Source organism: Pseudomonas sp. 18058 (genome assembly GCF_902706155.1).
In the GTDB taxonomy this organism is placed as follows: domain Bacteria; phylum Pseudomonadota; class Gammaproteobacteria; order Pseudomonadales; family Pseudomonadaceae; genus Aquipseudomonas; species Aquipseudomonas rustica.
The window spans coordinates 39,628-65,139 of the sequence record NZ_CACSJY010000032.1 but is presented as its reverse complement, the minus strand read 5'-3'; the positions used below and the strand labels follow the sequence as shown (position 1 = coordinate 65,139).

The following is a 25,512-nucleotide window of genomic DNA, read 5'->3' as shown; positions in this document are numbered from 1 at the left end:
GAACACCTTCGCTCGGCCTGCCGATGGGGGCGAAGATCAAAAGCCAAAGCAAGATCAAAAGATCGCAGCCTTCGGCAGCTCCTACAAAGGCGATTTGAAGGCGGTTTGAAAGTGGTGAGCGGTTTGACGGCAGTTCGAAGGCAGTTCGAAAGTGGTTTGACGGCGGTTCGAAGGCGCGGAGGCCGCGCAAAAAAAAAGCCCCGAACCAGTCGGGGCGTTTTTACGAGGATGCGGCCTCGGGTTTACTGCGGTTTAGCGAACGCCATCCTGACGCAGAGCGGCCGGAGTGAAATCGCTGGTGGTGGCGGTGAAGCCGAAGTCATACGCCTGCTTCTCTTCGTTCTTCATGCCCAGTGCCAGGTAGCGGCCGGACTGCAGGTCGTAGAGGGTTTCCAGGGCGTACCACGGCACTTGCTTGTCGTAGTAGTCCTCGGCATGCGCCTCGGCTACGCGCCACAGTTGGCCACGACCGTCGTAATGGTCGATGACCGCTGCTTGCCAAGTGTCCTCGTCGATGTAGAAGTCACGTTTGGCGTAGATATGGCGCTGACCTTCCTTCAGAGTCGCCACCACGTGCCAGACGCGACGCAACTCGTAACGCGCCAGATCCTGATTGATGTGACCAGCCTTGATGATGTCGGAGTACTTCAGCTTCGGATCGTCGAGCTTGTAGCTGTCGGAGGCGATGTACATCTCTTTCTTGCCTTCGAGTTTCCAGTCGTAACGATCCGGCGCACCGTTGAACATGTCGAGGTTGTCGGAGGTACGCAGGCCATCTGCCGCAGTACCCGGGCCGTCATAGGACACTTGTGGCGCACGGCGCACACGACGCTGACCGGCGTTGTAGACCCACGCCGAACGTGGCTCTTTAACCTGATCGAGGGTTTCGTGCACCAACAGCACACCACCGGCCAGACGCGCTGGCGCGGTCACTTTCTGCTTGAAGTAGAACAGGATGTTGCCCGGGTTTTTCGGGTCGTAGTCCTTCATCTTGTCGCGGAACACGAACTGATCCTGGAAGTACACCAGGCTGTACGAGCCGTTCGGTTGCGGCGTGGCCTGGGTTACCAGACGGGTCACGCTGCCGCCGCGATAGCGGGTGATGTGGTTCCAGATGACTTCCACACCGCTTTTCGGAATCGGGAACGGTACCGCGGTTTCGAAATTTTCCAGACCGTTGCCGCCGGACACCAGATTGGTGTTGGTGGCGTTTTTCTTGATGGCGGCGAACACGTCATCCGGCACAGTCGCGCCACGGTGGGACGGGTACACCGGCATCTTGAAGGTGTCCGGGTAGCGCTTGAACATCGCGTACTGCCCCGGCGCCAGTTTGTCCTTGTACTTGTCGACATCCTTGGCGGTGATGGTGAACAGCGGTTGCTCACTGGCATAAGGGTTGGACAGAAAACCGCGCGCATCGACGCTGCCGGCATTTTTCGGCAACGGCTTCCACGCCGGGATCGAACCGTCAGCGTTACCGGCCATTTCCGCGCCCATCGGCGTCAGGCTTTTGCCCAGTTTGTCGGCTTCGGCAGCCGGGACGGCCGCCATCACACCGGTCGCCAGCAACGACAGACCCAGAACACCTGCGTGGAACAGACTCTTTGTTATTTTCATAAATTCGTTCGTCCTGAAAATGCAGTGCTTAGAAGTTCACGCCGAAGCTGAGCGCAACGAAGTCGCGGTCGTCCACAGTGGTGTACTTGCCGTCAAAGAAGTTGGTGTAAGCCAGGCTGGCGGTGTAGGTGTTCTGGTATTCAGCGTCGACACCGAGGCTGACCGCTTTGCGACCTTCCTCGAAGTTACCGCCAGGGCCTGGCGAGTAGCCGCTGACGTCGTGCTGCCAAGCCACGTTCGGCTTGAGGTTCACACCGGCGAATACGTCGTTGTATTCCCAGATGGCACGGCCGCGATAGCCCCACGACGTCGCAGTGGTGAAGCCTTCGTTGGTGCAGTTGCGGCTGCGGTTGTTCTGCGGCGAACCCGGGCCGGCACCGTTGATGGTGCTGGCGTTGAGGATGTTGGCGCAGGTGTCGATGCCGCCAGTCGCTGGCAGCTCACCCGGGCCGTAGACCGGATCACGGCCATAACGAACATCAGAAGTGCTTTCCAGGCCGCCAACGTGGGTCACGCCGACTTCACCCACGACGGTCAGACGGCTGGCGCCCATGACCTGATCGAAGAAGTGCGTCAGGGTGGTCTGGAACTGCGTCACTTCCTTGCGGCGATAGCCATGCAGATCCTGACCCGGAACGCCGTTGAGCAGCGAAGCGTTGGTCAGTGCGCCGCCCAGCGGACGTACACCGGCGAACAGGATGTCGGTGGAGTTCAGTTGTACCGGTGCATTCGGACGGTAGCTGATCTCACCGCTCCACGCGGTACCGGTAGGCAGAGTGGTGGAGAAGCTCAGGCCATAGAGACGGATGTCTTCCGGGTATTCAACGAAATACTCCGAGTTACCCGCGACCAGCAGCGGCGCAAGTGCCGCGAACGGGCCTGGCAACGATGCCGCGGTGTTGTACACCGACTGTGGCGCACCCGTGGCGCTGAATATCGGCGCACGGCTGTGGTAGTTCATGAAGTAGGCGCCGAACTCGGTGTCGATCGGGTCGTACATGTACTTGAAGGACGCGCCCCACTGGCCGCTGTCGCGCGCATCACGGTCGCCGCCACGGCGCACCAGAACGCCTTCCTCGTTGACGTCAACGCCAGCCCCGGCCAATGGCCCCAAGGCAACCGCCGGAATCTGCGAACGCTTGTTCAGTACGCGCAGGTTGTTGTCGCAGCCATCGGCAATGATGTCGGGTTGCGAGAAGAACGTGCCGCAGTTGTCGACAACGGTCTGATCCCATTCCAGCTGATAGAACGCTTCGGCCGAGAGGTTTTCGGTCAGGCTCTGCGAGACGTAGAACATGTTGACCGGAATCAGGCCTTCCTTGATTTCGGCACCCGGACGGCGGAACGCGGACACGTCGATCGGGTTGATCGAGTTGATGCCGCCGCCGATGAAGGTACTTTCACCCCAGCTCACCACCTGCTTGCCCAGACGCACGGAGCCCGGCTGATCAGCGATCGAGTAGTTGTGGTAGACGAAGGCGTCGAGGATCTGCCCGCCGGAGGACTTCGCGCCTTCCTTGCGGTTGTTGTCGCTGATGTCCTTGAACTCACGGCTTTCGTCTTTGAGTTCGAAGTCGTACCAGTATTTGCCACGGACGAACACGCCGGTGTCGCCGTACTTCAGTTCAAGGTCATGGATGCCCTTGAAGATTTTCGAGAAGGTTTCGCCGCTTTTGAAGTTGGCGTGACCGTCATCGGAAGTCTGCGACAGGCCGTGGCCGCCGTTGTTGACGCCGATGAGGTTCTTGTTCGGGCTCTGAGTAGACCAACTGGCACCGAGCGACAGGGACGAGTCGAATTGACCCTCGATTTCACCGACGTTGAAACTGACGCCGAATGCGGGCCCGGCGAGCGAAGAGGCAAGACTGACCGCCAGAGGCAGTTTTGCCCGGCGCCAGAACTGGTTTACTGAGGTCATCGACGCTACTCCATGTGCATTATTGTTATGGCAGTGAGTACTTTTAAAAACGCTGTGGAGGGCCGGGCGCCAAGGCTGCCCGAAATCACTCCAAAGTTGCTCGCCCCAATCTGTGCGTGTGCTCCGTTCTTAAAAATCCTTGAACGGACTATATCCAGCAGGGGGTACTGCTTGATCCCTCTAAAGTGTGATTTGCAGTGAGCAACCACTCTGGAACAGTCCTTTCGCCAGTCCGACACTCGTCGGCACGGCAAGGATGGCTGATTTTTTTGATTTCACAAGCCAAGCGCTTGCTTGGTGGGGCTGGCGCGCCGTTTTCGGCGCGCCAGAAGACACTCAAAGTGTCGAGAGGAAGGTACTGTTGTTGGCCTGCCATTCGGTGATGTCGAGGCGGATGCGCTTCTTGTCGAGCTTGCCAACGCTGGTCTTGGGAATTTCGGTAACAAGGGCGATCTGACTCGGAATCGCCCACTTGCTCAGGTGGCCCAATTCCACAAACGGCTTGAGGTGTTCCTTGAGCTCACGGGCCCCGATCACGTGCCCTTCGCGGATCACCAGCAGCGCAAACGGGCGCTCGCCCCACTGCGGATCAGCGATGCCGACCACTGCTACTTCGCGTACCGCGACGTGACGGCTGATCAAATCTTCGAGGTCCAGCGAGGAAATCCATTCGCCGCCAGTCTTGATCACGTCCTTGATGCGATCGCGGATGTCGATCACGCCCATGCTGTCGAGCGTGGCGACGTCGCCGGTGTGCAGCCAGCCGCCGGCCCAGAGCTCAGCGCCCTTTTGTGGCTCGTTGAAATAACCTTCGGTGAGCCATGGCGCGCGCAGCACCAGTTCGCCTTGGGTCTCGCCGTCAGCCGGAAGGAAATTGCCTTCGGCATCGACGATTGCCGCTTCCACCAGTGGCCCCGGCACACCGGCCTTGATCCGGTAAGTGGTGCGCTCGTCTTCGCTGCCGGCCATCAATTCATCATTGAGGTGTGCGCAGGAAACCAGCGGGCCGGTTTCCGACATGCCGTAGGCGGCCGTCAGTTGAATGCCGCGCGCCTTGGCGGTTTCGTACAGCGAGCGATTGAGCGCACTGCCGCCGATGACGATCTTCCAGCCGCCAAAATCGGTGCCCTGCGCGCCTTTGGCGTTGAGCAGCATTTGCAGAATGGTCGGCACGCAATGGGAGAACGTGACCTTCTCCTTGCGCCACAACTCCACGAGATATTCCGGATCGTAGCGCCCCGGATAAACCTGTTTCAGCCCCAGCATGGTCGCCACATACGGTAAGCCCCAGGCGTGAACGTGGAACATCGGCGTGATCGGCATGTACACATCGTTGGTGCCGAGCAGGCGCACGCTGTCGATGGAACCCATGATCGTCGACACGCCCATGGTGTGCAGCACCAGTTGCCGATGGGTGAAGTACACGCCTTTCGGGTTGCCGGTGGTGCCGGTGGTGTAGAACGTGGTCGCGACGGAATTTTCGTCGAAATCCTGGAAATCATACTGAGGGCTCGCAGCCGCCAGCAGTTGCTCGTACTCGCCGACCAGATTCGGCAAGTCGGCGGTTTTTTCCGGCAGATCAGTCAGCAGCAAGGTCTTCTCGACCGTGGTCAGGTGCGGCGCGATCGCTTGATAGAGGCCGACGAACTCGCTGTTGACCAGCACAAAACGGTCTTCGGCGTGATTCATGGTGTAGAGAATCTGTTCCGGCGACAGGCGCACGTTGATCGTATGGATCACCGCGCCGATCATCGGAATCGCGAACATGCATTCCAGGTAACGATGGCTGTCCCAATCCATCACCGCGACGGTGTCACCGGCCTTCACACCGGCCGCCGTCAGCACGTTGGCCAGCCGCGCAACTCGCTCGATCAGGGTCGGGTAGCTGTAGCGAATCTGGTCACGGTAGATGATCTCGCGGGTTTTCTCGTAACGGGCGCCGGACATCAGCAGCCGTTTGATCAGCAATGGATACTGGTAGGCCCCATCGGCCGGGGGAATGACGCGAGTCTGCAACATATGAATCCCTTTTCTGGCTGCACGGTGTTGGCATAGAGATTTGTACTCTAGAACCCTTATACGCCAGCCAAATCAGCCAAAGGAATGATTTGCAGAGCCGTACAAATGCTAGCTTTGCGCCAGCATTTGCCGACTTTCGTCCCAGGTCAGGCCGTTTTCCCTACAGCCTCCTCGGAAGGTGTCCGTGGGAATACGACTGCTGCAAGGAAGGTCAACGCGCCGAAACCCGCGAGAATCAAGTACAGGCCTACAAAACCATGGCGCGGTTCAACATAGGAAATCAGCGGAATCGCCGTCGCACTGGCGCCGAACGATAAGCAGTAACGCAGGGCGAACACCCGTGATTGCCACTGCGGGGCGACGAAGTTGGCGACCATCGCATCATTGACTGTTACCTGACCAAACACCACAAACATGAACGCTGCACCGAGGGCGATGACCGCCCAGCCGTCTGCATAGGCCAACGCAAACAACAGCGGTGCCTGGCACAACGTCAGGACAACAAACGGCCATTTCAGGCTGAGCCGATGCAACACACGACCAATGCTCAATTGCGCAATCGCACCGAAGGCATAGGCCAGACTGACCACCACGCCGAGGGTTTGCGGCGAGGCGAACAGCTCATGCAAACGTTCCTGAAACAGCTTCGGATAGGTCATGGTGGTGGCGTTGAACACCACGCCGCCGGTGGCCGTGGCCAACGCCAGCACGCCGAAAACCATCACCATCGAGATGCGCTGACCGGCGGCGCCTTTGAGTGGCGTGTGCGGGCGCTTCGGAATCGGTTCCTCACGCACCTGCAAGGCGAAGCCAAAACCCAGCACAATCGCCACTGCGCCCGGTGTCAGAAACGCCGAGCGCCAGCCGAACTGCGCCACCAGCAAGCCGGTGATCAGCGCCGAAAACGCCACGCCCAGATTGCCCCACATGCCGTTGATGCCAATTTCGCGGCCACGGTTTTTTGCGTAGGCCACCAGCATTGCTGTGCCGACCGGGTGATAAATCGCCGCGAAAATACCGATCAGGGTCAGGCCAATCACCAGCATGCTCGGGCTGTTGCTCAGCCCGGTGAAGATCGCCGAAGCGCCGATACCGAAGAAAAACACTAGCATCATCTGCCGCCGACTCCAGTGATCGCCGAGCCAGCCGGCGGGCAGCGAACAGGCGCCGAAGGCGATGAATCCTCCCAACGACAGGCCGATCAGCGTGGCGTAATCGAGGCCGAAAGCCTGGGTCATACCGAGCACGGCGGCGGGAAAAATCAGCATGAACATGTGATCGATCACATGGGCGGCGTTGATGTAGCGAATGACATTGCGGGATTGATTCATGACGGCACGCTTTACGTTGTTGTGTGCCGTCTATGCTAGGTTGGCCGTAAAGCGCATTCCTGCCAAGCAAGTCATCGAATCAGACATGTTGATCAGCCATTTCGAACACGGCCCGGTGAGTGCCTACCCCCGGGATTATCTGGACGGCGCCCACCAGCCGCTCCACCTGCATCGCGAGGCGCAGTTGTTGTACGCGGTCAGCGGGATCATGCGCGTGGTTACGGAATCGGGTGCGTGGGTGATTCCGCCGAGTCGCGCGGTGTGGATTCCACCCGAGGTGGCGCACGAGATTTTCATGAGCGGTGACGTGCAGATGCGCTCGCTGTTCATCGCGCCAGAATTGTCACCCGCCAGCCTGCAACAGTGCTGCGTATTGGCGGTGACACCGTTGCTGCGCGAGCTGATTCTGCGTGCCGTGCAAGGGCCGCCGCACGCCGACAACCCGCTGATTCAGCAGTTGATGCTGGAAGAACTCGCCAGTCTGGAAAACCTGCCGCTGCACATTCCGATGCCCAGCGACCGGCGTCTGCAAAACATCTGTCTGGCACTGCTGCACACCCCCGATCATGCCAATACCCTGGAAGACTGGGCGCAGCAGGTCGGCGCCAGCTCACGGACGTTGGCACGGCTGTTTCAGCAACAGTTGCAGATGAGTTTCAACGCCTGGCGCCAGCAACTGCGCCTGATGGAAGCCCTGCCACGTCTGCTCGCCGGGGACAGCGTGCAGCGTGTGGCGCGGGATCTGGGTTACGGCAGCGCGCGGGCGTTCAGCGCGATGTTTCGCCGTTTACTTGGGGAAAATCCCCGTGATTACCTCAACAACCTGAGCAAACTCAGCGAGCTTGTGTAGGAATTCCCACCCCTGTGGGAGCGAGCTTGCTCGCGAAAGCAATCTTCCAGTCACCTGTGATATCGACTGATCCGACGCCTTCGCGAGCAAGCTCGCTCCCACAGTTTTGAATGGTGTTTCTGCAATCAATGCATCTCGGTAAACGCGATTTTCACGCCGAGAGCAACCAGCACCGCGCCCATGGTGCGGTCAAACCAGTGGCCCATGCGGGCAAAACCGGCGCGTACACGTTGTTGGCTGAACAGCATCGCCACCAGGCAAAACCACACGGCCGTCGCGACCGCCAGATAAATCCCGTAACCGGCCTGCACCGACAGCGGCGTGTGCGGGTTGATCACCACGGTGAACAGCGACAGGAAGAACAGCGTGGCTTTCGGGTTGAGGCCATTGGTCACGAAGCCCGAAGTGAACGCGCCGCGAGCCGTGCGTACGCCGGCTTCTTTGTGCAGATCGTCGGTGACGGTTTTCGCCGGTTGCGCGCGCAAGGCCTTGAAGCCGATGTACAGCAGATAAGCCGCCGCAGCCCATTTCAACGCGTTAAACAGCACGATCGATTGCGACACGATTAGGCCGATGCCGAGCAGCGAATAACCGACGTGGAGGAAAATCGCCGTACCGACACCGAGTGCCGTCCAGGTGCCGGCGCGACGCCCGTGGGTCACGCTTTCGCGCACCACCACGGCAAAGTCCGGGCCGGGGCTGGCGACGGCCAGCAGGTGGATCAGTGCAACGGTCAAGAACTCGGTCCAGTACATGGGGGCTCCTCTGAATCAGGTCGGATAAAATTAGACTCGCTGGGCGACGCATGTCCCTGTAGGAGCCGAGCTTGCTCGCGAAGAGGGCGTGTCAGGCGACTTCCATTTCTCTGACACCACGTCTTCGCGAGCAAGCTCGGCTCCTACAGGTTTTGTGAGCATCTCAGGCATCGAGTAACCAATTGTTTCATCTGGTAGGCTCGGCAGATTACGCCCAACGCTCAAAGCCTAAAAGGTACAGTTGATGACGAACACGCGCCGCGCCGTATTCCTTGATCACCCGTCGCTCGATCTTGGCGACCTCGACCTCAGTCCGTTGCGCGAATGTTTCAGCGATCTGCAACTCTTCGCCCAAACCTTGCCCGAGCAAGTCAGCGAACGCCTGCAAGGCGCCACCGTGGCCATTTCCAACAAGATTTTGATCGACGCCGCCGCGATGGCTGCCAACCCCGATTTGAAGCTGATCCTGATCACCGCGACCGGCACCAACAACGTCGACCTCGCCGCCGCCCGCGCTCACGGCATCACTGTGTGCAACTGTCAGGGTTACGGCACGCCGTCGGTGGCGCAACACACGATCATGCTGCTGCTCAACCTCGCCACGCGTCTGGCCGATTATCAGAAAGCCGTCGGCGAAGGTCGCTGGCAGCAGGCGAAACAGTTCTGCCTGCTCGACTATCCGATTGTTGAACTGGAAGGCAAAACCCTGGGTTTGCTCGGTCACGGCGAACTCGGTGGCGCGGTGGCGCGACTGGCCGAAGCCTTCGGCATGCGCGTGTTGCTCGGGCAGATCCCCGGGCGCCCTGCCCGCCCGGATCGTCTGCCGCTGGAGGAACTGCTGCCGCAAATCGACGCCCTCACCCTGCACTGCCCGCTCAACGAGCACACCCGCCACTTCATCGGTGCCCGCGAACTGGCGTCGATGAAACCCGGCGCCTTCGTGGTCAACACCGCGCGTGGCGGTTTGATCGATGAACAGGCGTTGGCCGATGCGCTGCGTAATGGCCACCTCGGCGGCGCGGCCACTGATGTCTTGAGCGTCGAGCCGCCAACCCACGGCAATCCGCTGCTGGCCGCCGACATTCCACGCCTGATCGTCACGCCGCATAACGCTTGGGGCAGTGTTGAAGCGCGCCAGCGCATCGTCGGTCAATTGACCGAAAATGCTCAGGCGTTCTTCAGCGGTAAGGCGCTGCGGGTCGTCAGTTGATAAACTGCGGCACTTTTTTTTGAGGAGCAGTTATGGATCCGCGCAGTGAAGTACTGCTTCGTCAGCCCGAGTTGTTTCAAGGTTCGTTGTTGTTGGCCGGGTTGCCCGCCGATGATCTGCTCGGGCGCTTGCCCAACGCCTTCGGCTGGTGCTGGCATGCCGGCGATCAAACGGCGCTGGACGCTCGCTTCGAAGGTCGCAGCCATTTCGGCGTGAATGTTCCGGAGCGTGAGTTTGATAGCGCTGTGGTGTTCTTGCCCAAGTCCAAGGATCTGACCGATTACATTCTCAACGCCGTGGCCTCGCGTCTGGCCGGTCGAGAAGTGTTTCTGGTCGGGGAAAAACGCAGCGGCATCGAAGGCGCGTCGAAACAGCTCAATCCGTTCGGCAAGCCGCGCAAACTCGACAGCGCGCGTCACTGCCAGCTCTGGCAAGTCACCGTGGCCAACGCGCCAGAAACGAAATCGCTGGAAAGCCTCGCGCAGACTTATGAATTGCCGCTGGCCGAAGGCCCGTTGAAAGTGATCAGCCTGCCGGGCGTGTTCAGCCACGGTCGTCTTGATCGCGGCAGCGCCCTGTTGCTGGAGCATCTGGACAAACTGCCAAGCGGCCATCTGCTCGACTTTGGGTGTGGCGCGGGTGTGTTGGGCGCGGCGGTGAAGCGTCGCTATCCGCATAATCAGGTGACGTTGCTTGATGTCGACGCGTTTGCCGCTGCCAGCAGTCGTCTGACATTGGCCGCTAACGGTCTGGAGGCCGAGGTGCTGACGGGCGATGGCATCGATGCGGCGCCGATGGGTTTGAGCGCAATTTTGAGCAATCCGCCGTTTCATGTAGGCGTACACACTGATTACTTCGCCACCGAAAACTTGCTGCGAAAAGCGGCCAAACATCTGAAAAACGGAGGTGAACTGCGCCTGGTTGCCAACAGTTTCCTCAAGTATCAACCGCTGATCGAAGAGCATCTGGGCGTGTGCGCGATCAAGGCCGAAGGCAATGGCTTCCGGATTTACCGGGCCAAGCGCGGCTAGAACTTCTTTCAAAAAAGAGGCTTGCTCAATCGGATTTGCCTAGGCAGAATCCGCTCCGTCCTAGGGGAGTAGTCTCCCACGAGCGCCAAGCTCGTCCGGCATACGTCAACATACTTGATCCTCAGATCATGGCGTATGCGACCCAAGCGTCCGCATCAGACGGATCGCAGGGTTTGACAAGACCTATGACACGCACACCTTACCCGGGGCGGGAAGGCTGTACGTGTCATAGCCGTGTCGACCCGCCCCTTAGGAAAATCCTGATGCTGGACTCGTTACTCGTTCCCACCGCAATCGTTGCCTTGGCCGAAATCGGCGACAAGACGCAACTGCTCGCGCTGATTCTCGCCGCTCGCTTCCGCAAACCCTGGCCGATCATTGCCGGTATTGTCGCCGCGACCCTGGCCAACCACGCAGCAGCCGGTGCGGTAGGCGCCTGGTTCGGCAGTTTCTTCTCGAATGCGACGCTGCACTGGATCCTCGCCGCGAGCTTCACGGCCACGGCGCTGTGGACGTTGGTGCCAGACAAAATGGACGACGATGAAAGCAGCACGGCTCGCAAGTTCGGGCCGTTCCTGACCACGCTGATTGCGTTCTTCCTGGCTGAAATGGGTGACAAGACTCAGGTCGCGACGGTGATGCTGGCCGCGCAATACCCTGACTTGTGGCTGGTGATTATCGGGACGACGGCGGGCATGTTGATTGCCAACGTGCCGGTGGTATTGGCCGGTAACTTTGCCGCCGACAAATTGCCACTGACCCTGATCCGTCGCCTCGCGGCGTCGGCGTTCATGATTCTGGCAATTGTCGCGGTGTACAAAGCGATGCAGAGCAGTGGTTGGGTTTAACCCTGAGAGAAGGATCGTTCCCACGCTCTGCGTGGGAATGCAGCCGGGGACGCTCTGCGTCCCATTGGAACGCGGAGCGTCCCTTGAGGCATTCCCACGCAGAGCGTGGGAACGATCACCGACTCAGGACTTCGGGGCTTGTTCGTACAGCGGCATGACCTTTGGAATCGCTGCCTGCAACGAAGCAATCCGGCTAGCCGATGCCGGGTGAGTGCTCATGAACTCCGGTGGTGAACCTTCCGAGGCCTTGCTCATCTTGTCCCACAGGGTGATCGCGGCATTCGGGTTGTAACCGGCGCGGGCGGCCAGTTCCAGGCCAATCAGGTCAGCTTCGTTTTCGTTGGCGCGGCTGTTCGGCAGCGTCATGCCGTAATTGGCCACGGTGTCGGCCAGCGCCAGGCTGTCTTGGCCCAGACCGAGCAACGCACCCGCGCCCTGCTTGGCCATTTCAATCCCGTACGCCTTGGACATCGCCTCACGGCCATGCTCGCGCAAGGCGTGGGCAATCTCATGGCCCATGACAGCAGCGATTTCATCGTCGGTGAGTTTCAGGCTGTCGATCAGCCCGGTGTAGAAAATGATCTTGCCGCCGGGGCCACAGTTGGCGTTGAGCTCGTCACTCTTGATCAGATTGACTTCCCATTTCCATTGCGCCGCATCGGGGCGGAAGTTCGGCGCCTGAGCGATCAAACGGTCGGCGATCGCCTGAACGCGTTTGGCGTCGCTGCTGGTCTTGTCCAGCACACCTTTGGTGGACGCTTCGCCGACGGTCTTCTGATACGACTGGGCATACATCTGGTCGACCTCTTGCGAGGACAGCATGCTGAACATGTACTGCTTGCGCTCTACACCCACGGCGCCGCCGCTGGTGGTGTTGACCGACTGACAACCGGCCAGCAACAACGCTGCGCACAGTGCACTTACAACCAATCTCTTGTTCATTCAAAAGCTCCCTGAAAACCTGCCGGGTATCCTAGGCGGGTAATTGTATCGACGCCAGATACAACGGACGTGTTGCAGTGACTTTCAGACATGTCCCACAGTTCAAAAGCCCCTCACCCTAGCCCTCTCCCGGAGGGAGAGGGGACTGACCGAGTTGTCTTGCGCCATACATCGACCTGAGAAAGCGTGGCGATTATGGATTCAAAACAGAAGGTTCAGGTCGGTGCATCGCGTCAATATCCCCCGATCAGTCCCCTCTCCCTCTGGGAGAGGGTTAGGGTGAGGGGCTCTTGATAGACCAGACAACTCAACCCGGCGTCAAACACTCCGGCCCATTGAGCTTCGGATCATTGATCAGATTCGCCAACACCCGCTCCCGCAACACCGCCGGCTCACTCGCCAGCAACGCCTGCAACACATGCAACGGCGTCTCGGGATCCAGCCACGCCGCCTGCCCCGCCTCATCCAGAATCAACGGTCGGCGCTGACTCGACGCCGACTGCGTAATCACCGCCGTACTCAACCAGACCTGTTCCTGCACCGGATACGCTTCCCAGATTGCCGCGAAAAACAGCGAGGCGCCCTCCCCCGGCGTCAGCCAGTACGGGCGTTTGCGCTGAGTCCCGCGCCATTCGTAAAAACCATTCGCCGGCAGCAGGCAGCGACGCTGACGCAGCGCCTCACGGAACATCGGCTGTTCGGCCACGGTTTCCGCGCGGGCATGCGCGGGTGTTTTCGACAGGTCGGTCAGCCACGGCGGCGTCAGCCCCCAGCGGGCGCGGGCCAGCGTGCGTTCGCCGGCGTCACCGGCACGCAGCATCAACACCGAATCGTTGGGGGAAATGTTCCACTGCGCCTGTTGATCGGCGGGAAAACCTGGCAGGGTCGCAAAGTCGCGGTTCCAGCGAAACAGGGCATAACGTCCACACATGGGGCAACAAGACTCTAAATAAAACGATCGTCAGCCTAACAGACCAGCGTCCCGGGGAAGCTCTCCGGTTCGTCGCCGGGCAGCGGCAGCGCGGCATTGTACGCGGTGATCAGCTCGCGGGCGTATTCGGCCTGGTCGTTGTCGACCGACAGCCCGAGCAAGCCGAAGATCGGCAGCTCACCGGTGCCGCCGAGCAAATCGCGGCCAACCAGGTGCGCCTCAATGCCTTCGCTGGCGAGCATGCCCTTGAGCATTTCGCCTTCCATCAGGTTTTCCGGCTCGTAGATTCGCTGCATGGGCGCGCCTCACTCGTTTTCGCTGAAGACTTCCAGAAACCAATCCTCTCCGTGTACCTGCAAGACGAACGTGATCGGCCGGCAACACACCTGACAGTCCTCAATGTAGGTCTGATCACCGCCGGACAGATCCACCGTCGTTTCAACTTGCTCACCACAATACGGACATTCGTACAGTGCGCTCTCCAGCATCGCGGTCTCCCAAGTGACTTGTGCGTATAATCGCCGGTCTATTTGCAGGGCTATTTTTGTCTGGCTGACTTTTCAGACCGTGCCCCGTTGGTTTTCGATCAAAACCTTTACTTACCCTAGCCGTTTCTAACAAGAGAGCATGATGGGCGAATTCGATGCCATCCGACCTTACGACGACAGCGAAGTACCTGTGGTACTGGCAAGACTGCTCGGCGACAAGGCGTTTCTAGATATCCTCACCCACTTCCGCTTCCCGCGTTTTGCCGGTGCTTTCGGCTGGATGCTCAAACCACTTATAGCCCATCGGCTGCGTCGTGAGTTCGCCGACGTGACTTCGGTGGCGACGTTGCAGGACAAGGTCGAGTCCTACGTCGACCACACCATCGAGCGCGCCACCGATGGTGTGACCTACACCGGTGTCGAGCAATTCAAGTCCGGCAGCGCTTATCTGTTCATCGCCAACCACCGTGACATCGTCATGGATCCGGCCTTCGTCAACTACGCCGTGTACCACGCCGGCCTGCCGACGCCGCGCATCGCCATCGGTGACAACCTGCTGCAAAAGCCGTTTGTCAGCGATCTGATGCGCTTGAACAAGAGCTTTATCGTTCACCGTTCGATCACCGGCCGTCGCGAGAAAATGGCCGCGTATCAGCTGTTGTCGGCGTACATCAACCACTCGATCCGCAATGATTGCGCGTCGATCTGGATCGCGCAGGCTGAAGGTCGGGCGAAGGATGGCGATGATCGCACCGAGTCGGCGATCCTCAAGATGTTCCACATGAGCCGCAAGGATGAGCCGTTCGGCGAAGTCATTCGCTCACTGAACGTCACCCCGGTGTCGATCAGTTACGAATACGACCCGTGCGACCAGGCCAAGGCCCGCGAGCTGTACATCCGCGCCACCACCGGCACCTACGCGAAAGCGCCGGGCGAGGATGACGTGAGCATTGCCAAGGGCATCACCGGCTACAAGGGCCGCGTGCACGTGAACTTTGCTGCGCCGATCACCGAGCTGTTCGAAGACACCAAGCAATTGGCGGTCGAGATGGACAAGCAGATTCTCGGCGGCTACCGGTTATTCCCGGTGCATTACCTGGCGTACGCGCAGTGGGCTGATGCGGATCCGCAGTTGAATGTGCCGAAGGCTGCCGAGGTGTTTGCGGCGGATGAACTGGCCAAGGCGCAGGAAGAATGGCAGAGCCGGCTGGATGCGTGCCCTGCAGAGCACCGTCCGTATCTGTTGCTGCAATATGCGACGCCGGTGCGTAACCAATTCCGCGTTAAGGCCGGGTTGCCGCTTTAAATTTTCAGAGCAAGATCAAAAGATCGCAGCCTTCGGCAGCTCCTACAGTGGATTCATGTAGGAGTTGCCGAAGGCTGCGATCTTTTGCTTTTAGTAACGCGTGCTGATCCACGAGACGATCAGTGCCAGCCCCAGGCAAGCAAAACCAAATCGATAGAAAAACCGGTTCATGCGCAAGGTCGCCCAATCAAGAATGGGCTCGGCGTTCGGCTGCGCGTTGCGCTGAGCGGCGATACTGGCCATCGCGCGCTGTTCGCGGCGGCGCGTTGCGTGCAGCAGCCAACTGCCGGGGAACGCCAACAGCAGCGCCAGCAGGTTGATCAATTTGGCGGGATGGGCGGTAAACAGCGTCATCAAGTGCAGCGACATCACAGACCTCTATCTAAACCGGTGTGGCAGGCGCCAGACCGACGACCGCGGCGCGGATTCTAACCAAACCTTGGCCCCCTGCCCCAGCCTTTACGACAAATAACGTAACAATCGACCGATGGCTGTCCTGTGTCACGGCATCGTCATGTGGATAAACCAAGATGCGCGCCTCGAAACCGACAGGGAACGCGTCATGTTGCACGCCGAAAACCAGGATCGCCTCTACCTCATCACCCCGACCGACGAACAGCAAAGCCTCGTCGGCAGCCTTGCCTTCAATGTTCAGGATCGCCACTGGCTGGTGTATTGCGCGCTGGGCGGGCATCAGCATGCGGATTTACCGGAGACGGATTTGTTGACGGGGGTTAGCGTGCTCGACTTTTACTCGCAGGCTGCCTGAAAAAGCAAAAGCACCCTCACCCTAACCCTCTCCCGGAGGGAGAGGGGATTGACCGGGTTGTTTGGTCGAGGTACATCGACCTGAAAACTCGAATTGAACTCCGGTTCTGAAAAGCCCCCGATCGGCTCCCTTTCCCCTCGCCCCCCTGGGGGAGAGGGCTGGGGTGAGGGGGATCGATTTCCCATACGCCACAAGTCCCGAACCTGACACCCACAAAAAAGCCCGGAACCATCACTGGCCCCGGGCTTTTTCACATCCGCTGAAAGCTTACTCAGCGAGCACCTGACCCACGGTCGGATCCTTGAACAGACGCGTCAACGCATCGCTCAACACGTCGCTGACCAGTTTGGTGTTGGTTTCTTGGTTCGGCGCCATGCCGAAACGCTGATCCAGCGACGCGCCGTAACGGCCGCTGTAACGGCGGTTGGCGTTCTGCACGTCGGAGCGGAAGGTCGCGCCGATGGTCGCTTCAGTCACGTACATGCCTTCTTTCGGCGACTGGTATTTCAGCTCGGCCAGGGTCACGGTCAGCTGCGGCGCATTCGGCGCGTTGTTGGTCGGGGTGAAGCCCAACAGACGCACGGCGGCTTCAGCCTGAGCCTGCAGCTTCGGCAGGATCTGCTCGCGCTGCACGGTGATGGCGCTGGTTTCCGGGTACAGGCCGCCACGGGTGCCGAGGGTTGGCGACGGACGCCCGTCAACCACACGCACGACAACGGGTTGACCACGGCCGACCGCTGGCAACTGCGTGGTCAGCTTCGGCTCCGGATTCAGTTGTTGCGGGCTGTGGGCGCAGCCGGCCAGGGTCAAACCGGCCACAGTGATCAAACCGAACAACAGGCGTTGCAACATGCTCTTCTCTCCAGAATCAGGCACAAACAGGCCGGCAGTATAGCGGTGGGCCACTGCGGGTCACCAGCGTCACACGGTGAATACTGAAATGTCTGACACAGCCGTGGCAGGCCGGTTCCTGTCACGCCGCTGTCATCTGCCGTACATGTTGACGTCACGCCCTGCTGGCAACCTTCAAACAAGTCCTCCAGCAAGGTAATCGGCCATGCGTTATTTGATCTCGTTGTTTGCGCCACGCCCGTTGCACCGCAGCTTTGCCCTGCTCGACCGCAACGGCCATTGTCAGGCATTCAAGCAGTGCAGCCTGCAACCGATGGGTGACGGTTGGGTGGAAATCGAAGAAATTCGTCTCAACTGGTTGCACCACCCATTGCCCGCCAGCGCCCGCGTCATAGCGCCGCAGCCTCGTGCACGCGCTCAGGCGATGTTGAGCATCTGACCGGATGCCTAATAAAAGTCATTAAACACGACCAACTCCCCGCATTTCTTCGATACAATCTCCCCCCGATTATAAGGACGTCTCCTGATCGGGCCCCGCAACAGCGTCAATGCGCATCGCATCGACATCAAAATCGCCCACAGAGAGCCGCCCACACAGATCGAGTGAAGTTGGCGCGCTTGCCTGTTCTTCCGGCAAAAACCCCGCTTTTCGCGAATCTGCAGAGCTGTCATGACGCTCGGCCGCCGCGTTGTTTTTGCCCTCGGGCAAGGTGCCAAGCCAAGACAGCCCTTTTTTGAGGTTCACGTCTTCAAAAGAGCGTGAAAAAAACGGGTTTTCACAACTTCACAAGAGTGTGGCGAGCAAATGAATAGTTTTGCGTCTGAACATGCACCATTAGCGTCTGGAACAGCCCAACGACACAGGACCGGGTATACCTCGAATATCGGAGCCTGAAGCCTGTCCGCTACGGATTTGGTTGCACAAAAACGGATGTCTCGACCATAAGTCGAATTGCCAGCTGCGTGCTGAAATGAGTTCATGGAGCTCTTGAAAGCCAGGCCGCATGCATCCGTCGAAGTTGCGAAAAATTGCGAAGATTCGGACATGGCGAACCTGACCACGGATAGCCTGGACACAATTGATCTGTCTTGGAACGCCTGGCAGCCATGCCGACAATTTGGTGCTGCAGATTTTGGAGACGCGTTAAATGGCGCATAACGAAGCAGTCGACGTAGTATTGGTTGGGGCCGGCATCATGAGTGCCACCCTCGCCGTACTGCTCAAAGAGCTCGACCCCGCGATCAAGCTGGAAGTCGTCGAGCTGATGGATTCCGGTGCTGCGGAGAGTTCCAACCCGTGGAACAACGCCGGTACCGGTCACGCTGGTCTGTGCGAGCTGAATTACACGCCGCAGGCCTCCGATGGCACCGTCGACATCAAGAAAGCCGTGCACATCAACACCCAGTTCGAGGTGTCGAAGCAGTTCTGGTCGTACCTGACCAAGAAAGGCACCTTCGGCTCGTGCAAATCGTTCATCAGCCCGGTACCGCACCTGAGCTTCGTGCAGGGTGATTCCGGCGTGTCGTTCCTCAAAGAACGCTTTGACGTGCTGCACAAGCACCACGCCTTCGCCGACATGGAATACACCGAAGACAAGGCCAAAATGGCCGAGTGGATGCCGCTGATGATGCCGGGCCGCTCGCCGGACGAAGTCCTCGCTGCCACCCGCGTGATGAACGGCACCGACGTCAACTTCGGCGCGCTGACCAATCAGTTGCTCAAGCACCTGACCAGCGCTCCCGACACTCAGGTCAAATACTGCAAGCGCGTGACTGGTCTCAAGCGTAACGGCAGCGGCTGGACCGTCAGCATCAAAGACGTCAACAACGGCAACACCCGTGAAGTCGATGCCAAATTCGTTTTCCTCGGCGCCGGTGGCGCGGCGCTGCCGTTGCTGCAGGCTTCGGGCATCGAAGAAAGCAAAGGCTTCGGCGGCTTCCCGATCAGCGGCCAGTGGCTGCGTTGCGACAACCCGGAAGTGGTCAAACAGCACCAGGCCAAGGTTTACAGCCAGGCCGCTGTGGGTTCGCCACCGATGTCGGTGCCGCACTTGGATACCCGCGTAGTCGACGGCAAGAAATCCCTGTTGTTCGGGCCATACGCCGGTTTCACCACCAAGTTCCTCAAGCACGGTTCCTTCATGGACCTGCCGCTGTCGGTACGCGCCGGCAACATCGGGCCGATGCTGGCCGTGGCGAAAAACAACATGGATCTGACCAAGTACCTGGTCAGCGAAGTGATGCAATCGATGGAACAGCGTCTGGATTCCCTGCGCCGTTTCTACCCGCAAGCGAAAGCCGAAGACTGGCGTCTGGAAGTGGCTGGCCAACGGGTGCAGATCATCAAGAAAGACCCGAAAAAGGGTGGCATCCTGCAGTTCGGGACCGAACTGGTGTCGGCCAAGGACGGTTCGTTGGCCGCGCTGCTCGGCGCTTCGCCAGGCGCTTCGGTGACCGTTTCGATCATGCTGGAACTGATCGAGAAGTGCTTCCCGAATCAGGCCAAGGGTGAGTGGGCGGCGAAACTCGCCGAGATCTTCCCGGCCCGTGAAAAGGTGCTGGAAACCGATGCTGCGCTGTATCGCAAGGTCAACACGCAGAACAACATCGCGCTGGAACTGGTTGAAGAAAGCAGCGAGACACCAAGCTACGCTTGATCTTGCGGCATAAAAAACGCCCCGATCGGGGCGTTTTTTTATGGCCTTGAAAAGCAAAAGATCGTCCGATCGCGGCCCGAGCCTTCGGCAGCTCCTACACAGTCACCATAAATCCCATGTAGGAGCTGCCGCAGGCTGCGATCTTTTGACCTTAACCGCGGGACTTTTCGATCAGTTCGATGTAGTCCGGAGCATTACGCTGATCGGCGATCAGCTCAACAAAGGTCTTGCCCTGCTCGTCCTTGCCATCAACGTCATAACCGGCCTCAACGAAGAAACCCAGGAAGCGTTCGAAGTCGTCGATACGCAGACCACGGTAGGCCTTGATCAGTTTGTGCAGCGACGGCGAAGTGGCGTCGACCGGTTCAAAATCGAGGAACAGCTTGATCTGCTCATCGCCGATCTCGTCACCAATCACTTGTTTCTTATCTTTACGCATTGCCGACTCCAGCTCGCAGACATTACACGGGGCGGGCAGTTTACCCCTGCCCTGCCGCCGGGCTCAACGCGAACGCGTGCTGCCGGTGTGCAAATCGGCCCAGATGTGGCCGTTGGCGTAACTGAGGAACTGCACATACACGGTGTCATTGCGCAGCAGATCAATGATCACGCGGTACTGGGCCAGCGGATAAAACAACGTCAGGGTTTTGCTTTTGTCGTCGTAGATCGGCTTTTTCAGGCTTTTGCTTTCGCCGTCAAAATTGACCAGCACCTGCGTGATGGTCGCACCTTTGTTCAGGGATTTGCCCTTGAGGCGGATCAGCAGCGGTGACGTGACCGGAATCGGTTGCTGATTGGATTGACGTTGCGCGCCCACCACCACGGAATAATCGGTGACCTGCATGAGTTGCTGTTGCTCGGGCTCGGCATCGCGCACGGTCAGATCGTCCGGCGGCAGGAATTGACTGTGCATCGGTGCGGCGGACAGAGGCAGGCTGAAGATCAGGAAAAGCGCGGCGAGGCTGCGGATCAAGAGGCTCATGACAGGCTCCGGAGGGCGGGGCCGAGCACTCTAGCATGGGTATCGCGAATGGATCAGCACACACAAAACTACTGTGGGAGCGGGCTTGCTCGCGAAGGCGACCTGACATTCAAAACAAATGTCGACTGATACACCGCTTTCGCGAGCAAGCCCGCTCCCACACTGGATCGGGGCGTAAATTACATGCCTTTAACGGCAAAAATCCCGTTGGCGTTGCGCCAGTAGCCTTTGTAGTCCATGCCGTAACCGAAGATATAACGGTCGATGCACGGCAAGCCGACGAAATCGGCTTTCAGGTCAGGACGCGCCTTGCGGTCGTGATCCTTGTCGATCAGCACAGCGGTGTGCACTTTGCGCGCGCCGGCGTGTTTGCAGAAGTCGATGATCGCGCCGAGGGTGTGACCTTCGTCGAGGATGTCGTCGATGATCAGCACGTCGCGGTCGATGAACGAGACTTCCGGCTTGGCTTTCCAGAACAGGTCGCCGCCGCTGGTTTCGTTGCGATAACGGGTTGCGTGCAGGTAGGACGCTTCCAGCGGGAAGTGCAGATGCGTCAGCAATTTGCCGGAAAAGATCAGGCCGCCGTTCATCACGCAGAACACCACAGGGTTGCTGTCAGCCAGTTGTTCGTTGATTTGTGCACCGACACGGGCGATGGCCGCCTCGACTTCAGCTTCGGTGTACAGGCAGTCAGCCTCTCGCATGACTTGACGGATATGCTCGAGATCAGCGGACATGGCGCTCTCCAGGGGGTTCGATTTCGGAAAAGCGGGCAAAGGTACGCATCCCGCGAGGTCGAATCAAGCATTTGTGGACTAACGTACTGTATGTCCTATAGGACATCACCCTCGGATAGATTAATCTAGGCCGGTTTTTTTGCCCGCCGCCGGAGTTTTTCCATGCCCATCCTCGAGATCCGCCATCCGCTGATCCGTCATAAACTCGGCCTGATGCGCCGCGCCGATATCAGCACCAAGAACTTCCGTGAGCTTGCTCAGGAAGTCGGCGCCCTGTTGACCTATGAAGCTACAAAAGATTTGCCGCTGGAGTCCTACGATATTGCAGGCTGGTGCGGCACCGTGTCGGTCGAGAAGATCGCCGGCAAGAAGATCACCGTCGTGCCGATCCTGCGCGCCGGCATCGGCATGCTTGAAGGCGTGCTGAGCCTGATCCCGGGTGCCAAGGTTTCCGCCGTGGGTGTCGCCCGCAACGAAGAAACCCTGCAAGCGCACACCTATCTGGAAAAACTGGTTCCGGAAATCGACGAACGGTTGGCGATGATCATCGACCCGATGCTCGCCACTGGCAGCTCGATGGTTGCGACCATCGACCTGTTGAAAAAGGCCGGCTGCAAAGACATCCGCGCGATGGTGCTGGTTGCCGCGCCGGAAGGCATTGCTGCCGTCGAGAAGGCTCACCCGGACGTGACCATCTACACCGCGTCCATCGATGAGCGTTTGAACGAACACGGTTACATCATCCCTGGGCTTGGCGACGCCGGTGACAAGATCTTCGGCACCAAGCAGAAGGACGCGTAACCATGCAGCAAGAGTTCAACGATCCGCTCTGGCGCACGGTGCTGTCCGGCGCCCAGATGCTGTTCGTGGCTTTCGGCGCTTTGGTGCTGATGCCGCTGATCACGGGCCTCGACCCGAACGTGGCACTGTTTACCGCGGGTTTAGGGACGATCCTGTTCCAGATCGTCACCGGGCGTCAGGTGCCGGTGTTTCTGGCGTCGAGCTTCGCTTTCATTACTCCGATCATTCTCGCCAAGGGCCAGTTCGGCCTCGCCGCGACCATGGGCGGTGTGATGGCGGCCGGTTTCGTCTACACCTTCCTGGGCCTGGCCGTGAAGATCAAAGGCACGGGCTTCATTGACCGTTTGCTGCCGCCGGTAGTGATTGGCCCGGTGATCATCTCCATCGGCCTGGCCATGGCGCCGATTGCCGCGAACATGGCAATGGGCAAGGCTGGCGACGGTTCCGAACTGATCCACTACCAGACCGCGATGCTGATCTCGATGCCGGCGCTGCTGACCACGTTGATCGTGGCGGTGTTCGGTAAAGGCATCTTCCGCTTGGTGCCGATCATTTCCGGTGTGCTGGTCGGTTTTGCCATGTCGTTCTATTTCGGCGTGGTCGACACCGCGAAGATTGCCGCTGCGCCATGGTTTGCGATTCCGCACTTCACCGCGCCGGAGTTCAACTGGCAGGCGATTCTGTTCATCGTTCCGGTGGCCTTGGCCCCGGCCATCGAACACATCGGCGGCGTGATTGCTGTGGGTAGCGTGACCGGTCGCGACTATCTGAAGAAGCCGGGCCTGCATCGCACCTTGCTCGGTGACGGCATTGCCACCACCGCCGCCGGTCTGTTTGGCGGTCCGCCGAATACCACCTACGCCGAAGTGACTGGCGCGGTGATGCTGACCAAGAACTACAACCCGAAAATCATGACCTGGGCGGCGGTTTTCGCCATCACCCTGGCGTTCATCGGCAAGTTCGGCGCGCTGCTGCAAAGCATTCCGGTGCCGGTGATGGGCGGGATTCTGTGCCTGTTGTTCGGTTCGATCGCGGCGGTGGGCATGAACACCCTGATCCGTCACAAGATCGATTTGGGCGAGGCACGCAATCTGGTGATTGTCTCGGTGACGTTGGTGTTCGGGATTGGCGGTGTGCTGGTCGGTACTGGCACTGGCCCGGACGACTTCGGCCTCAAAGGCATCGCGCTGTGCGCGGTGGTGGCGATTGCGCTGAACCTGATCCTGCCGGGCAATGATGGCTGGAAGAACAAGAAGGCGGATGAGCCGCTGATCTAAACTTTTAGATCTGATCGTTCCCACGCTCTGCGTGGGAATGTCTCTAGGGACGCTCCGCGTCCAGTGACGCGGAGCGTCACGGGCTGCATTCCCACGCGGAGCGTGGGAACGATCATGTGGGAGCGGGCTTGCTCGCGAAGCTTTTGGCTTTTAAAGGGCCAACGGTGCTCTTTCACAGAGGGTCGCCAACGCCTTCGCCCATTGCGGGTCGTCATTCAGGCACGGCACCAAAACCAACTCCTCGCCTCCCGCTTCGCGGAACTGTTCCTTGCCGCGATCACCAATCTCTTCCAGCGTCTCGATGCAGTCAGCGACAAACGCCGGGCACATCACCAGCAACTTCTTCACGCCGCTTTTACCCAATTCATCCAGCCGCGCTTCGGTGTACGGCTCGATCCACTTTGCCTTGCCCAACCGCGACTGAAACGACACCGACCACTTGCCGTCCGCCAATCCCATGCGCTCGGCAAACAGCGCGGCGGTGCGCAAGCATTGCGCGCGATAACAGGTGGCCAATACCGCCGGCGAAGCGTTCTTGCAGCAGTCTTCGTTCTTGAAACAATGATTGCCCGTCGGGTCGAGCTTGGTCAGGTGCCGCTCCGGCAAGCCATGAAAGCTCAGCAGCAAGTGATCGTAATCCTGCAGCAGATGCGGCTTGGCACTTTCAACCAGCGCGTCGAGGTATTCCGGCTGATCGTAGAACGGTTGCAGCACCGACAATTGCACATTCAACTTCTTCTCACGAATCACCCGTTTGGCTTCTTCGATCACGGTGGTTGTGGTGCTGTCGGCGAACTGCGGATACAGCGGCGCCAGCGTGATGCGCCTGTGCCCAGCAACAACCAGCTTCAGCAAGCAGGATTCAATCGACGGCTCGCCGTAGCGCATCGCCAGTTCAACCGGCCCTTGCGTCCACTGCGCCTTCATCTGCTGTTGCAGGCGTTGGCTGAGCACCACCAGTGGCGAGCCCTCCTCCCACCAGATCGACGCGTAGGCATGGGCTGACTGCTCCGGGCGTTTGATCAGGATCAGCGACACCAGCAACCGCCGAACCGGCCATGGCAGGTCGATCACGTACGGATCCATCAAAAACTGATTGAGGTAACTGCGCACATCGGCCACCGAAGTGGAGGCCGGGGAGCCCAGGTTGACCAGAAGCAAGGCGTGATCGGTCATGCAACGTCCTATTTCAGAGGCGGCTGGAGAGATCATCCAAAGCCGCGCGTAATTCCGTGAACTGGAAAGTGAAACCCGCTTCCAGCAAGCGTGCCGGCGTAGCCTTTTGGCCGCCGAGCAACAACAAAGACATCTCGCCGAGACCAACCTTCAGTGCCAGGGTCGGCATCGGCATAAACGCCGGGCGGTGCAATACGCTGCCCAGGGTTTTGGCAAATTCGCGATTGCGCACAGGTTGCGGCGCGCACGCATTATAAGGACCACTGGCCTGCTCGCGGTGCAGAAGAAAATCAATCAGGGCGATTTGATCATCGATATGAATCCACGGCATCCATTGCCGACCGTTGCCCAAAGGCCCGCCCAGCCCAAGCTTGAACGGAAACAGCAGCCGCGACAAAAAGCCGCCCTCGGCCGACAGCACCAGACCGGTTCGCACCAGCACCACGCGAATACCCAGCGCTTCGGCACGTTGCGCGGTTTCTTCCCAAGCGATGCACAGCTGACTGGCGAAATCGTCGATCACCGGCGGCGATTCTTCCGTCAGCTCACGTTCGCCGCCATCGCCGTACCAGCCGATCGCCGAGCCGGAAATCAACAGCGCCGGTTTCTGCGCGCGGGTTTCGAGCCACGCCAGCAAGGTTTCCGTCAGCGTGATGCGACTGCTCCACAGCAACGCCTTGCGCCGATGCGTCCACGGCTGATCGGCAATCGGCGCGCCAGCGAGGTTGATGATCGCGTCTAACGGCTCATCACCCACGTCTTCGAGACGAGCGATGCCACGCACCTGTGCGCCGCAAATTTTCGCGACTTTTTCCGGCGTGCGGCTCCAGACCGTCAGACGATGACCCTGCGCGGACCAGTGTCGGCAGAGTTGTCGGCCGATCAAACCAGTACCGCCGGTCAGCAATATGTGCATGACATCTTCCTCGCGTGGCGTTTAACCCGGATCACTAGTCTATTTTTAAAAGCAGGGATCTTTTCTATCGGGCAGGCTCTATTGTTTAACCATAGGCCA

27 protein-coding genes and 1 riboswitch are annotated in these 25,512 nt (G+C 59.3%); of the genes, 10 read left to right on the top strand and 17 right to left on the bottom strand.

All coding sequences use genetic code 11. The annotated features are described in order from the left end of the window. Positions 1 to 252: 252 nt before the first annotated feature. The 4 genes from GVL50_RS18165 to GVL50_RS18150 form a co-directional block, all read right to left on the bottom strand. Positions 253 to 1,617, bottom strand: a complete 1,365-nt coding sequence (locus GVL50_RS18165; RefSeq protein ID WP_053123680.1) for a DUF1329 domain-containing protein — start codon at positions 1,615 to 1,617, stop codon at positions 253 to 255. Between the two features lie 28 nt (positions 1,618 to 1,645). After that, positions 1,646 to 3,535, bottom strand: a complete 1,890-nt coding sequence (locus tag GVL50_RS18160) for a DUF1302 domain-containing protein (protein WP_053123682.1) — start codon at positions 3,533 to 3,535, stop codon at positions 1,646 to 1,648. Positions 3,536 to 3,871: 336 nt separating this feature from the next. Next, on the bottom strand, positions 3,872 to 5,554 hold the full coding sequence (locus tag GVL50_RS18155) for a fatty acid--CoA ligase (protein ID WP_159814639.1): 1,683 nt from the start codon (positions 5,552 to 5,554) through the stop codon (positions 3,872 to 3,874). Between the two features lie 146 nt (positions 5,555 to 5,700). Then, on the bottom strand, positions 5,701 to 6,885 hold the full coding sequence (locus GVL50_RS18150; RefSeq protein WP_159814638.1) for an MFS transporter: 1,185 nt from the start codon (positions 6,883 to 6,885) through the stop codon (positions 5,701 to 5,703). An 85-nt stretch (positions 6,886 to 6,970) separates the two neighbouring features. On the opposite strand from GVL50_RS18150, the gene GVL50_RS18145 reads away from it, so the two are divergent. After that, positions 6,971 to 7,735, top strand: coding sequence for a helix-turn-helix transcriptional regulator (locus GVL50_RS18145; protein ID WP_053123688.1), 765 nt, complete (start codon positions 6,971 to 6,973; stop codon positions 7,733 to 7,735). Between the two features lie 125 nt (positions 7,736 to 7,860). Here GVL50_RS18145 and GVL50_RS18140 read toward each other — a convergent pair whose 3' ends face one another. After that, positions 7,861 to 8,490: a LysE family translocator gene (locus tag GVL50_RS18140; protein WP_159814637.1), complete on the bottom strand. Its 630-nt coding sequence runs from the start codon at positions 8,488 to 8,490 to the stop codon at positions 7,861 to 7,863. A 244-nt stretch (positions 8,491 to 8,734) separates the two neighbouring features. Here GVL50_RS18140 and GVL50_RS18135 point away from each other — a divergent pair, with 244 nt between their 5' ends. The 3 genes from GVL50_RS18135 (at position 8,735) to GVL50_RS18125 (ending at position 11,579) form a co-directional block, all read left to right on the top strand. Further along, positions 8,735 to 9,700, top strand: a complete 966-nt coding sequence (locus GVL50_RS18135; RefSeq protein ID WP_159814636.1) for a 2-hydroxyacid dehydrogenase — start codon at positions 8,735 to 8,737, stop codon at positions 9,698 to 9,700. A gap of 32 nt (positions 9,701 to 9,732) precedes the next feature. Continuing rightward, positions 9,733 to 10,731, top strand: coding sequence for a class I SAM-dependent methyltransferase (locus GVL50_RS18130; protein ID WP_159814635.1), 999 nt, complete (start codon positions 9,733 to 9,735; stop codon positions 10,729 to 10,731). A 51-nt stretch (positions 10,732 to 10,782) separates the two neighbouring features. Then, positions 10,783 to 10,905, top strand: a riboswitch (yybP-ykoY riboswitch). Between the two features lie 89 nt (positions 10,906 to 10,994). Further along, the gene (locus GVL50_RS18125; protein WP_053123696.1) at positions 10,995 to 11,579 is read left to right on the top strand and encodes a TMEM165/GDT1 family protein; all 585 of its coding nucleotides are present in this window, start codon (positions 10,995 to 10,997) and stop codon (positions 11,577 to 11,579) included. Positions 11,580 to 11,702: 123 nt separating this feature from the next. Here the strand turns inward: GVL50_RS18125 and GVL50_RS18120 are convergent, their stop codons facing one another. The 4 genes from GVL50_RS18120 to GVL50_RS18105 form a co-directional block, all read right to left on the bottom strand. Next, on the bottom strand, positions 11,703 to 12,521 hold the full coding sequence (locus GVL50_RS18120) for a M48 family metallopeptidase (RefSeq protein WP_159814634.1): 819 nt from the start codon (positions 12,519 to 12,521) through the stop codon (positions 11,703 to 11,705). Between the two features lie 307 nt (positions 12,522 to 12,828). After that, positions 12,829 to 13,452 carry an SOS response-associated peptidase gene (locus GVL50_RS18115; RefSeq protein ID WP_159814633.1) on the bottom strand — a complete coding sequence of 208 codons (624 nt, stop codon included), beginning with the start codon at positions 13,450 to 13,452 and terminating at the stop codon, positions 12,829 to 12,831. Positions 13,453 to 13,487: 35 nt separating this feature from the next. Next, the gene (locus tag GVL50_RS18110) at positions 13,488 to 13,748 is read right to left on the bottom strand and encodes a putative signal transducing protein (RefSeq protein WP_025109321.1); all 261 of its coding nucleotides are present in this window, start codon (positions 13,746 to 13,748) and stop codon (positions 13,488 to 13,490) included. Between the two features lie 9 nt (positions 13,749 to 13,757). Further along, complete coding sequence (locus tag GVL50_RS18105; RefSeq protein WP_053123703.1) at positions 13,758 to 13,940, bottom strand: CPXCG motif-containing cysteine-rich protein; 183 nt, start codon at positions 13,938 to 13,940, stop codon at positions 13,758 to 13,760. 142 nt (positions 13,941 to 14,082) lie between these two features. On the opposite strand from GVL50_RS18105, the gene GVL50_RS18100 reads away from it, so the two are divergent. Next, positions 14,083 to 15,246: a 1-acyl-sn-glycerol-3-phosphate acyltransferase gene (locus GVL50_RS18100; protein WP_178124204.1), complete on the top strand. Its 1,164-nt coding sequence runs from the start codon at positions 14,083 to 14,085 to the stop codon at positions 15,244 to 15,246. Between the two features lie 90 nt (positions 15,247 to 15,336). Here GVL50_RS18100 and GVL50_RS18095 read toward each other — a convergent pair whose 3' ends face one another. Beyond that, positions 15,337 to 15,615 carry a hypothetical protein gene (locus tag GVL50_RS18095; protein WP_053123707.1) on the bottom strand — a complete coding sequence of 93 codons (279 nt, stop codon included), beginning with the start codon at positions 15,613 to 15,615 and terminating at the stop codon, positions 15,337 to 15,339. Positions 15,616 to 15,808: 193 nt separating this feature from the next. Here GVL50_RS18095 and GVL50_RS18090 point away from each other — a divergent pair, with 193 nt between their 5' ends. Next, a complete protein-coding gene (locus GVL50_RS18090; protein ID WP_027612213.1) occupies positions 15,809 to 16,015 on the top strand; it encodes a hypothetical protein in 207 nt (68 codons plus the stop codon). A gap of 267 nt (positions 16,016 to 16,282) precedes the next feature. On the opposite strand, the gene GVL50_RS18085 is transcribed toward GVL50_RS18090, so the two are convergent. Continuing rightward, positions 16,283 to 16,867, bottom strand: coding sequence for a YajG family lipoprotein (locus GVL50_RS18085; protein WP_008086137.1), 585 nt, complete (start codon positions 16,865 to 16,867; stop codon positions 16,283 to 16,285). Positions 16,868 to 17,072: 205 nt separating this feature from the next. Between GVL50_RS18085 and GVL50_RS18080 the strand changes: the two genes are divergently transcribed. Then, complete coding sequence (locus GVL50_RS18080; RefSeq protein WP_053123709.1) at positions 17,073 to 17,306, top strand: hypothetical protein; 234 nt, start codon at positions 17,073 to 17,075, stop codon at positions 17,304 to 17,306. 69 nt (positions 17,307 to 17,375) lie between these two features. Here GVL50_RS18080 and GVL50_RS18075 read toward each other — a convergent pair whose 3' ends face one another. Further along, complete coding sequence (locus tag GVL50_RS18075; protein WP_156316182.1) at positions 17,376 to 17,612, bottom strand: hypothetical protein; 237 nt, start codon at positions 17,610 to 17,612, stop codon at positions 17,376 to 17,378. A gap of 403 nt (positions 17,613 to 18,015) precedes the next feature. Between GVL50_RS18075 and mqo the strand changes: the two genes are divergently transcribed. Beyond that, a complete protein-coding gene (gene mqo, locus GVL50_RS18070) occupies positions 18,016 to 19,524 on the top strand; it encodes a malate dehydrogenase (quinone) (protein WP_159814631.1) in 1,509 nt (502 codons plus the stop codon). Between the two features lie 151 nt (positions 19,525 to 19,675). On the opposite strand, the gene GVL50_RS18065 is transcribed toward mqo, so the two are convergent. From GVL50_RS18065 to GVL50_RS18055, 3 genes are all read right to left on the bottom strand, one after another. After that, positions 19,676 to 19,963 carry a PA4642 family protein gene (locus GVL50_RS18065; protein ID WP_053123715.1) on the bottom strand — a complete coding sequence of 96 codons (288 nt, stop codon included), beginning with the start codon at positions 19,961 to 19,963 and terminating at the stop codon, positions 19,676 to 19,678. A 63-nt stretch (positions 19,964 to 20,026) separates the two neighbouring features. Then, positions 20,027 to 20,506, bottom strand: a complete 480-nt coding sequence (locus tag GVL50_RS18060; protein WP_053123718.1) for a hypothetical protein — start codon at positions 20,504 to 20,506, stop codon at positions 20,027 to 20,029. 179 nt (positions 20,507 to 20,685) lie between these two features. Then, a complete protein-coding gene (locus tag GVL50_RS18055) occupies positions 20,686 to 21,243 on the bottom strand; it encodes a hypoxanthine-guanine phosphoribosyltransferase (RefSeq protein WP_159814630.1) in 558 nt (185 codons plus the stop codon). Between the two features lie 162 nt (positions 21,244 to 21,405). On the opposite strand from GVL50_RS18055, the gene upp reads away from it, so the two are divergent. Beyond that, positions 21,406 to 22,044 (top strand): uracil phosphoribosyltransferase, encoded by a 639-nt coding sequence (gene upp, locus GVL50_RS18050; RefSeq protein WP_007912842.1) that lies wholly within the window; start codon positions 21,406 to 21,408, stop codon positions 22,042 to 22,044. A 2-nt stretch (positions 22,045 to 22,046) separates the two neighbouring features. Further along, positions 22,047 to 23,321, top strand: coding sequence for a uracil-xanthine permease family protein (locus GVL50_RS18045; protein ID WP_008086144.1), 1,275 nt, complete (start codon positions 22,047 to 22,049; stop codon positions 23,319 to 23,321). Positions 23,322 to 23,471: 150 nt separating this feature from the next. On the opposite strand, the gene hemH is transcribed toward GVL50_RS18045, so the two are convergent. Both hemH and GVL50_RS18035 read right to left on the bottom strand, forming a co-directional pair. Next, entirely contained in the window at positions 23,472 to 24,497 is a 1,026-nt protein-coding gene (gene hemH, locus GVL50_RS18040; protein ID WP_159814629.1) for a ferrochelatase, read from the bottom strand. A gap of 13 nt (positions 24,498 to 24,510) precedes the next feature. Further along, positions 24,511 to 25,413 carry a TIGR01777 family oxidoreductase gene (locus tag GVL50_RS18035; RefSeq protein ID WP_159814628.1) on the bottom strand — a complete coding sequence of 301 codons (903 nt, stop codon included), beginning with the start codon at positions 25,411 to 25,413 and terminating at the stop codon, positions 24,511 to 24,513. Between the last annotated feature and the right edge of the window lie 99 nt (positions 25,414 to 25,512).

What these genes read in the sequence shown, in the direction of transcription:
- GVL50_RS18165 (WP_053123680.1), bottom strand. Translation starts at nt 1,617, where the DNA reads ATGAAAATAACAAAGAGTCTGTTCCACGCAGGTGTTCTGGGTCTGTCG.
- GVL50_RS18160 (WP_053123682.1), bottom strand. Translation starts at nt 3,535, where the DNA reads ATGACCTCAGTAAACCAGTTCTGGCGCCGGGCAAAACTGCCTCTGGCG.
- GVL50_RS18155 (WP_159814639.1), bottom strand. Translation starts at nt 5,554, where the DNA reads ATGTTGCAGACTCGCGTCATTCCCCCGGCCGATGGGGCCTACCAGTAT.
- GVL50_RS18150 (WP_159814638.1), bottom strand. Translation starts at nt 6,885, where the DNA reads ATGAATCAATCCCGCAATGTCATTCGCTACATCAACGCCGCCCATGTG.
- GVL50_RS18145 (WP_053123688.1), top strand. Translation starts at nt 6,971, where the DNA reads ATGTTGATCAGCCATTTCGAACACGGCCCGGTGAGTGCCTACCCCCGG.
- GVL50_RS18140 (WP_159814637.1), bottom strand. Translation starts at nt 8,490, where the DNA reads ATGTACTGGACCGAGTTCTTGACCGTTGCACTGATCCACCTGCTGGCC.
- GVL50_RS18135 (WP_159814636.1), top strand. Translation starts at nt 8,735, where the DNA reads ATGACGAACACGCGCCGCGCCGTATTCCTTGATCACCCGTCGCTCGAT.
- GVL50_RS18130 (WP_159814635.1), top strand. Translation starts at nt 9,733, where the DNA reads ATGGATCCGCGCAGTGAAGTACTGCTTCGTCAGCCCGAGTTGTTTCAA.
- GVL50_RS18125 (WP_053123696.1), top strand. Translation starts at nt 10,995, where the DNA reads ATGCTGGACTCGTTACTCGTTCCCACCGCAATCGTTGCCTTGGCCGAA.
- GVL50_RS18120 (WP_159814634.1), bottom strand. Translation starts at nt 12,521, where the DNA reads ATGAACAAGAGATTGGTTGTAAGTGCACTGTGCGCAGCGTTGTTGCTG.
- GVL50_RS18115 (WP_159814633.1), bottom strand. Translation starts at nt 13,452, where the DNA reads ATGTGTGGACGTTATGCCCTGTTTCGCTGGAACCGCGACTTTGCGACC.
- GVL50_RS18110 (WP_025109321.1), bottom strand. Translation starts at nt 13,748, where the DNA reads ATGCAGCGAATCTACGAGCCGGAAAACCTGATGGAAGGCGAAATGCTC.
- GVL50_RS18105 (WP_053123703.1), bottom strand. Translation starts at nt 13,940, where the DNA reads ATGCTGGAGAGCGCACTGTACGAATGTCCGTATTGTGGTGAGCAAGTT.
- GVL50_RS18100 (WP_178124204.1), top strand. Translation starts at nt 14,083, where the DNA reads ATGGGCGAATTCGATGCCATCCGACCTTACGACGACAGCGAAGTACCT.
- GVL50_RS18095 (WP_053123707.1), bottom strand. Translation starts at nt 15,615, where the DNA reads ATGTCGCTGCACTTGATGACGCTGTTTACCGCCCATCCCGCCAAATTG.
- GVL50_RS18090 (WP_027612213.1), top strand. Translation starts at nt 15,809, where the DNA reads ATGTTGCACGCCGAAAACCAGGATCGCCTCTACCTCATCACCCCGACC.
- GVL50_RS18085 (WP_008086137.1), bottom strand. Translation starts at nt 16,867, where the DNA reads ATGTTGCAACGCCTGTTGTTCGGTTTGATCACTGTGGCCGGTTTGACC.
- GVL50_RS18080 (WP_053123709.1), top strand. Translation starts at nt 17,073, where the DNA reads ATGCGTTATTTGATCTCGTTGTTTGCGCCACGCCCGTTGCACCGCAGC.
- mqo (WP_159814631.1), top strand. Translation starts at nt 18,016, where the DNA reads ATGGCGCATAACGAAGCAGTCGACGTAGTATTGGTTGGGGCCGGCATC.
- GVL50_RS18065 (WP_053123715.1), bottom strand. Translation starts at nt 19,963, where the DNA reads ATGCGTAAAGATAAGAAACAAGTGATTGGTGACGAGATCGGCGATGAG.
- GVL50_RS18060 (WP_053123718.1), bottom strand. Translation starts at nt 20,506, where the DNA reads ATGAGCCTCTTGATCCGCAGCCTCGCCGCGCTTTTCCTGATCTTCAGC.
- GVL50_RS18055 (WP_159814630.1), bottom strand. Translation starts at nt 21,243, where the DNA reads ATGTCCGCTGATCTCGAGCATATCCGTCAAGTCATGCGAGAGGCTGAC.
- upp (WP_007912842.1), top strand. Translation starts at nt 21,406, where the DNA reads ATGCCCATCCTCGAGATCCGCCATCCGCTGATCCGTCATAAACTCGGC.
- GVL50_RS18045 (WP_008086144.1), top strand. Translation starts at nt 22,047, where the DNA reads ATGCAGCAAGAGTTCAACGATCCGCTCTGGCGCACGGTGCTGTCCGGC.
- hemH (WP_159814629.1), bottom strand. Translation starts at nt 24,497, where the DNA reads ATGACCGATCACGCCTTGCTTCTGGTCAACCTGGGCTCCCCGGCCTCC.
- GVL50_RS18035 (WP_159814628.1), bottom strand. Translation starts at nt 25,413, where the DNA reads ATGCACATATTGCTGACCGGCGGTACTGGTTTGATCGGCCGACAACTC.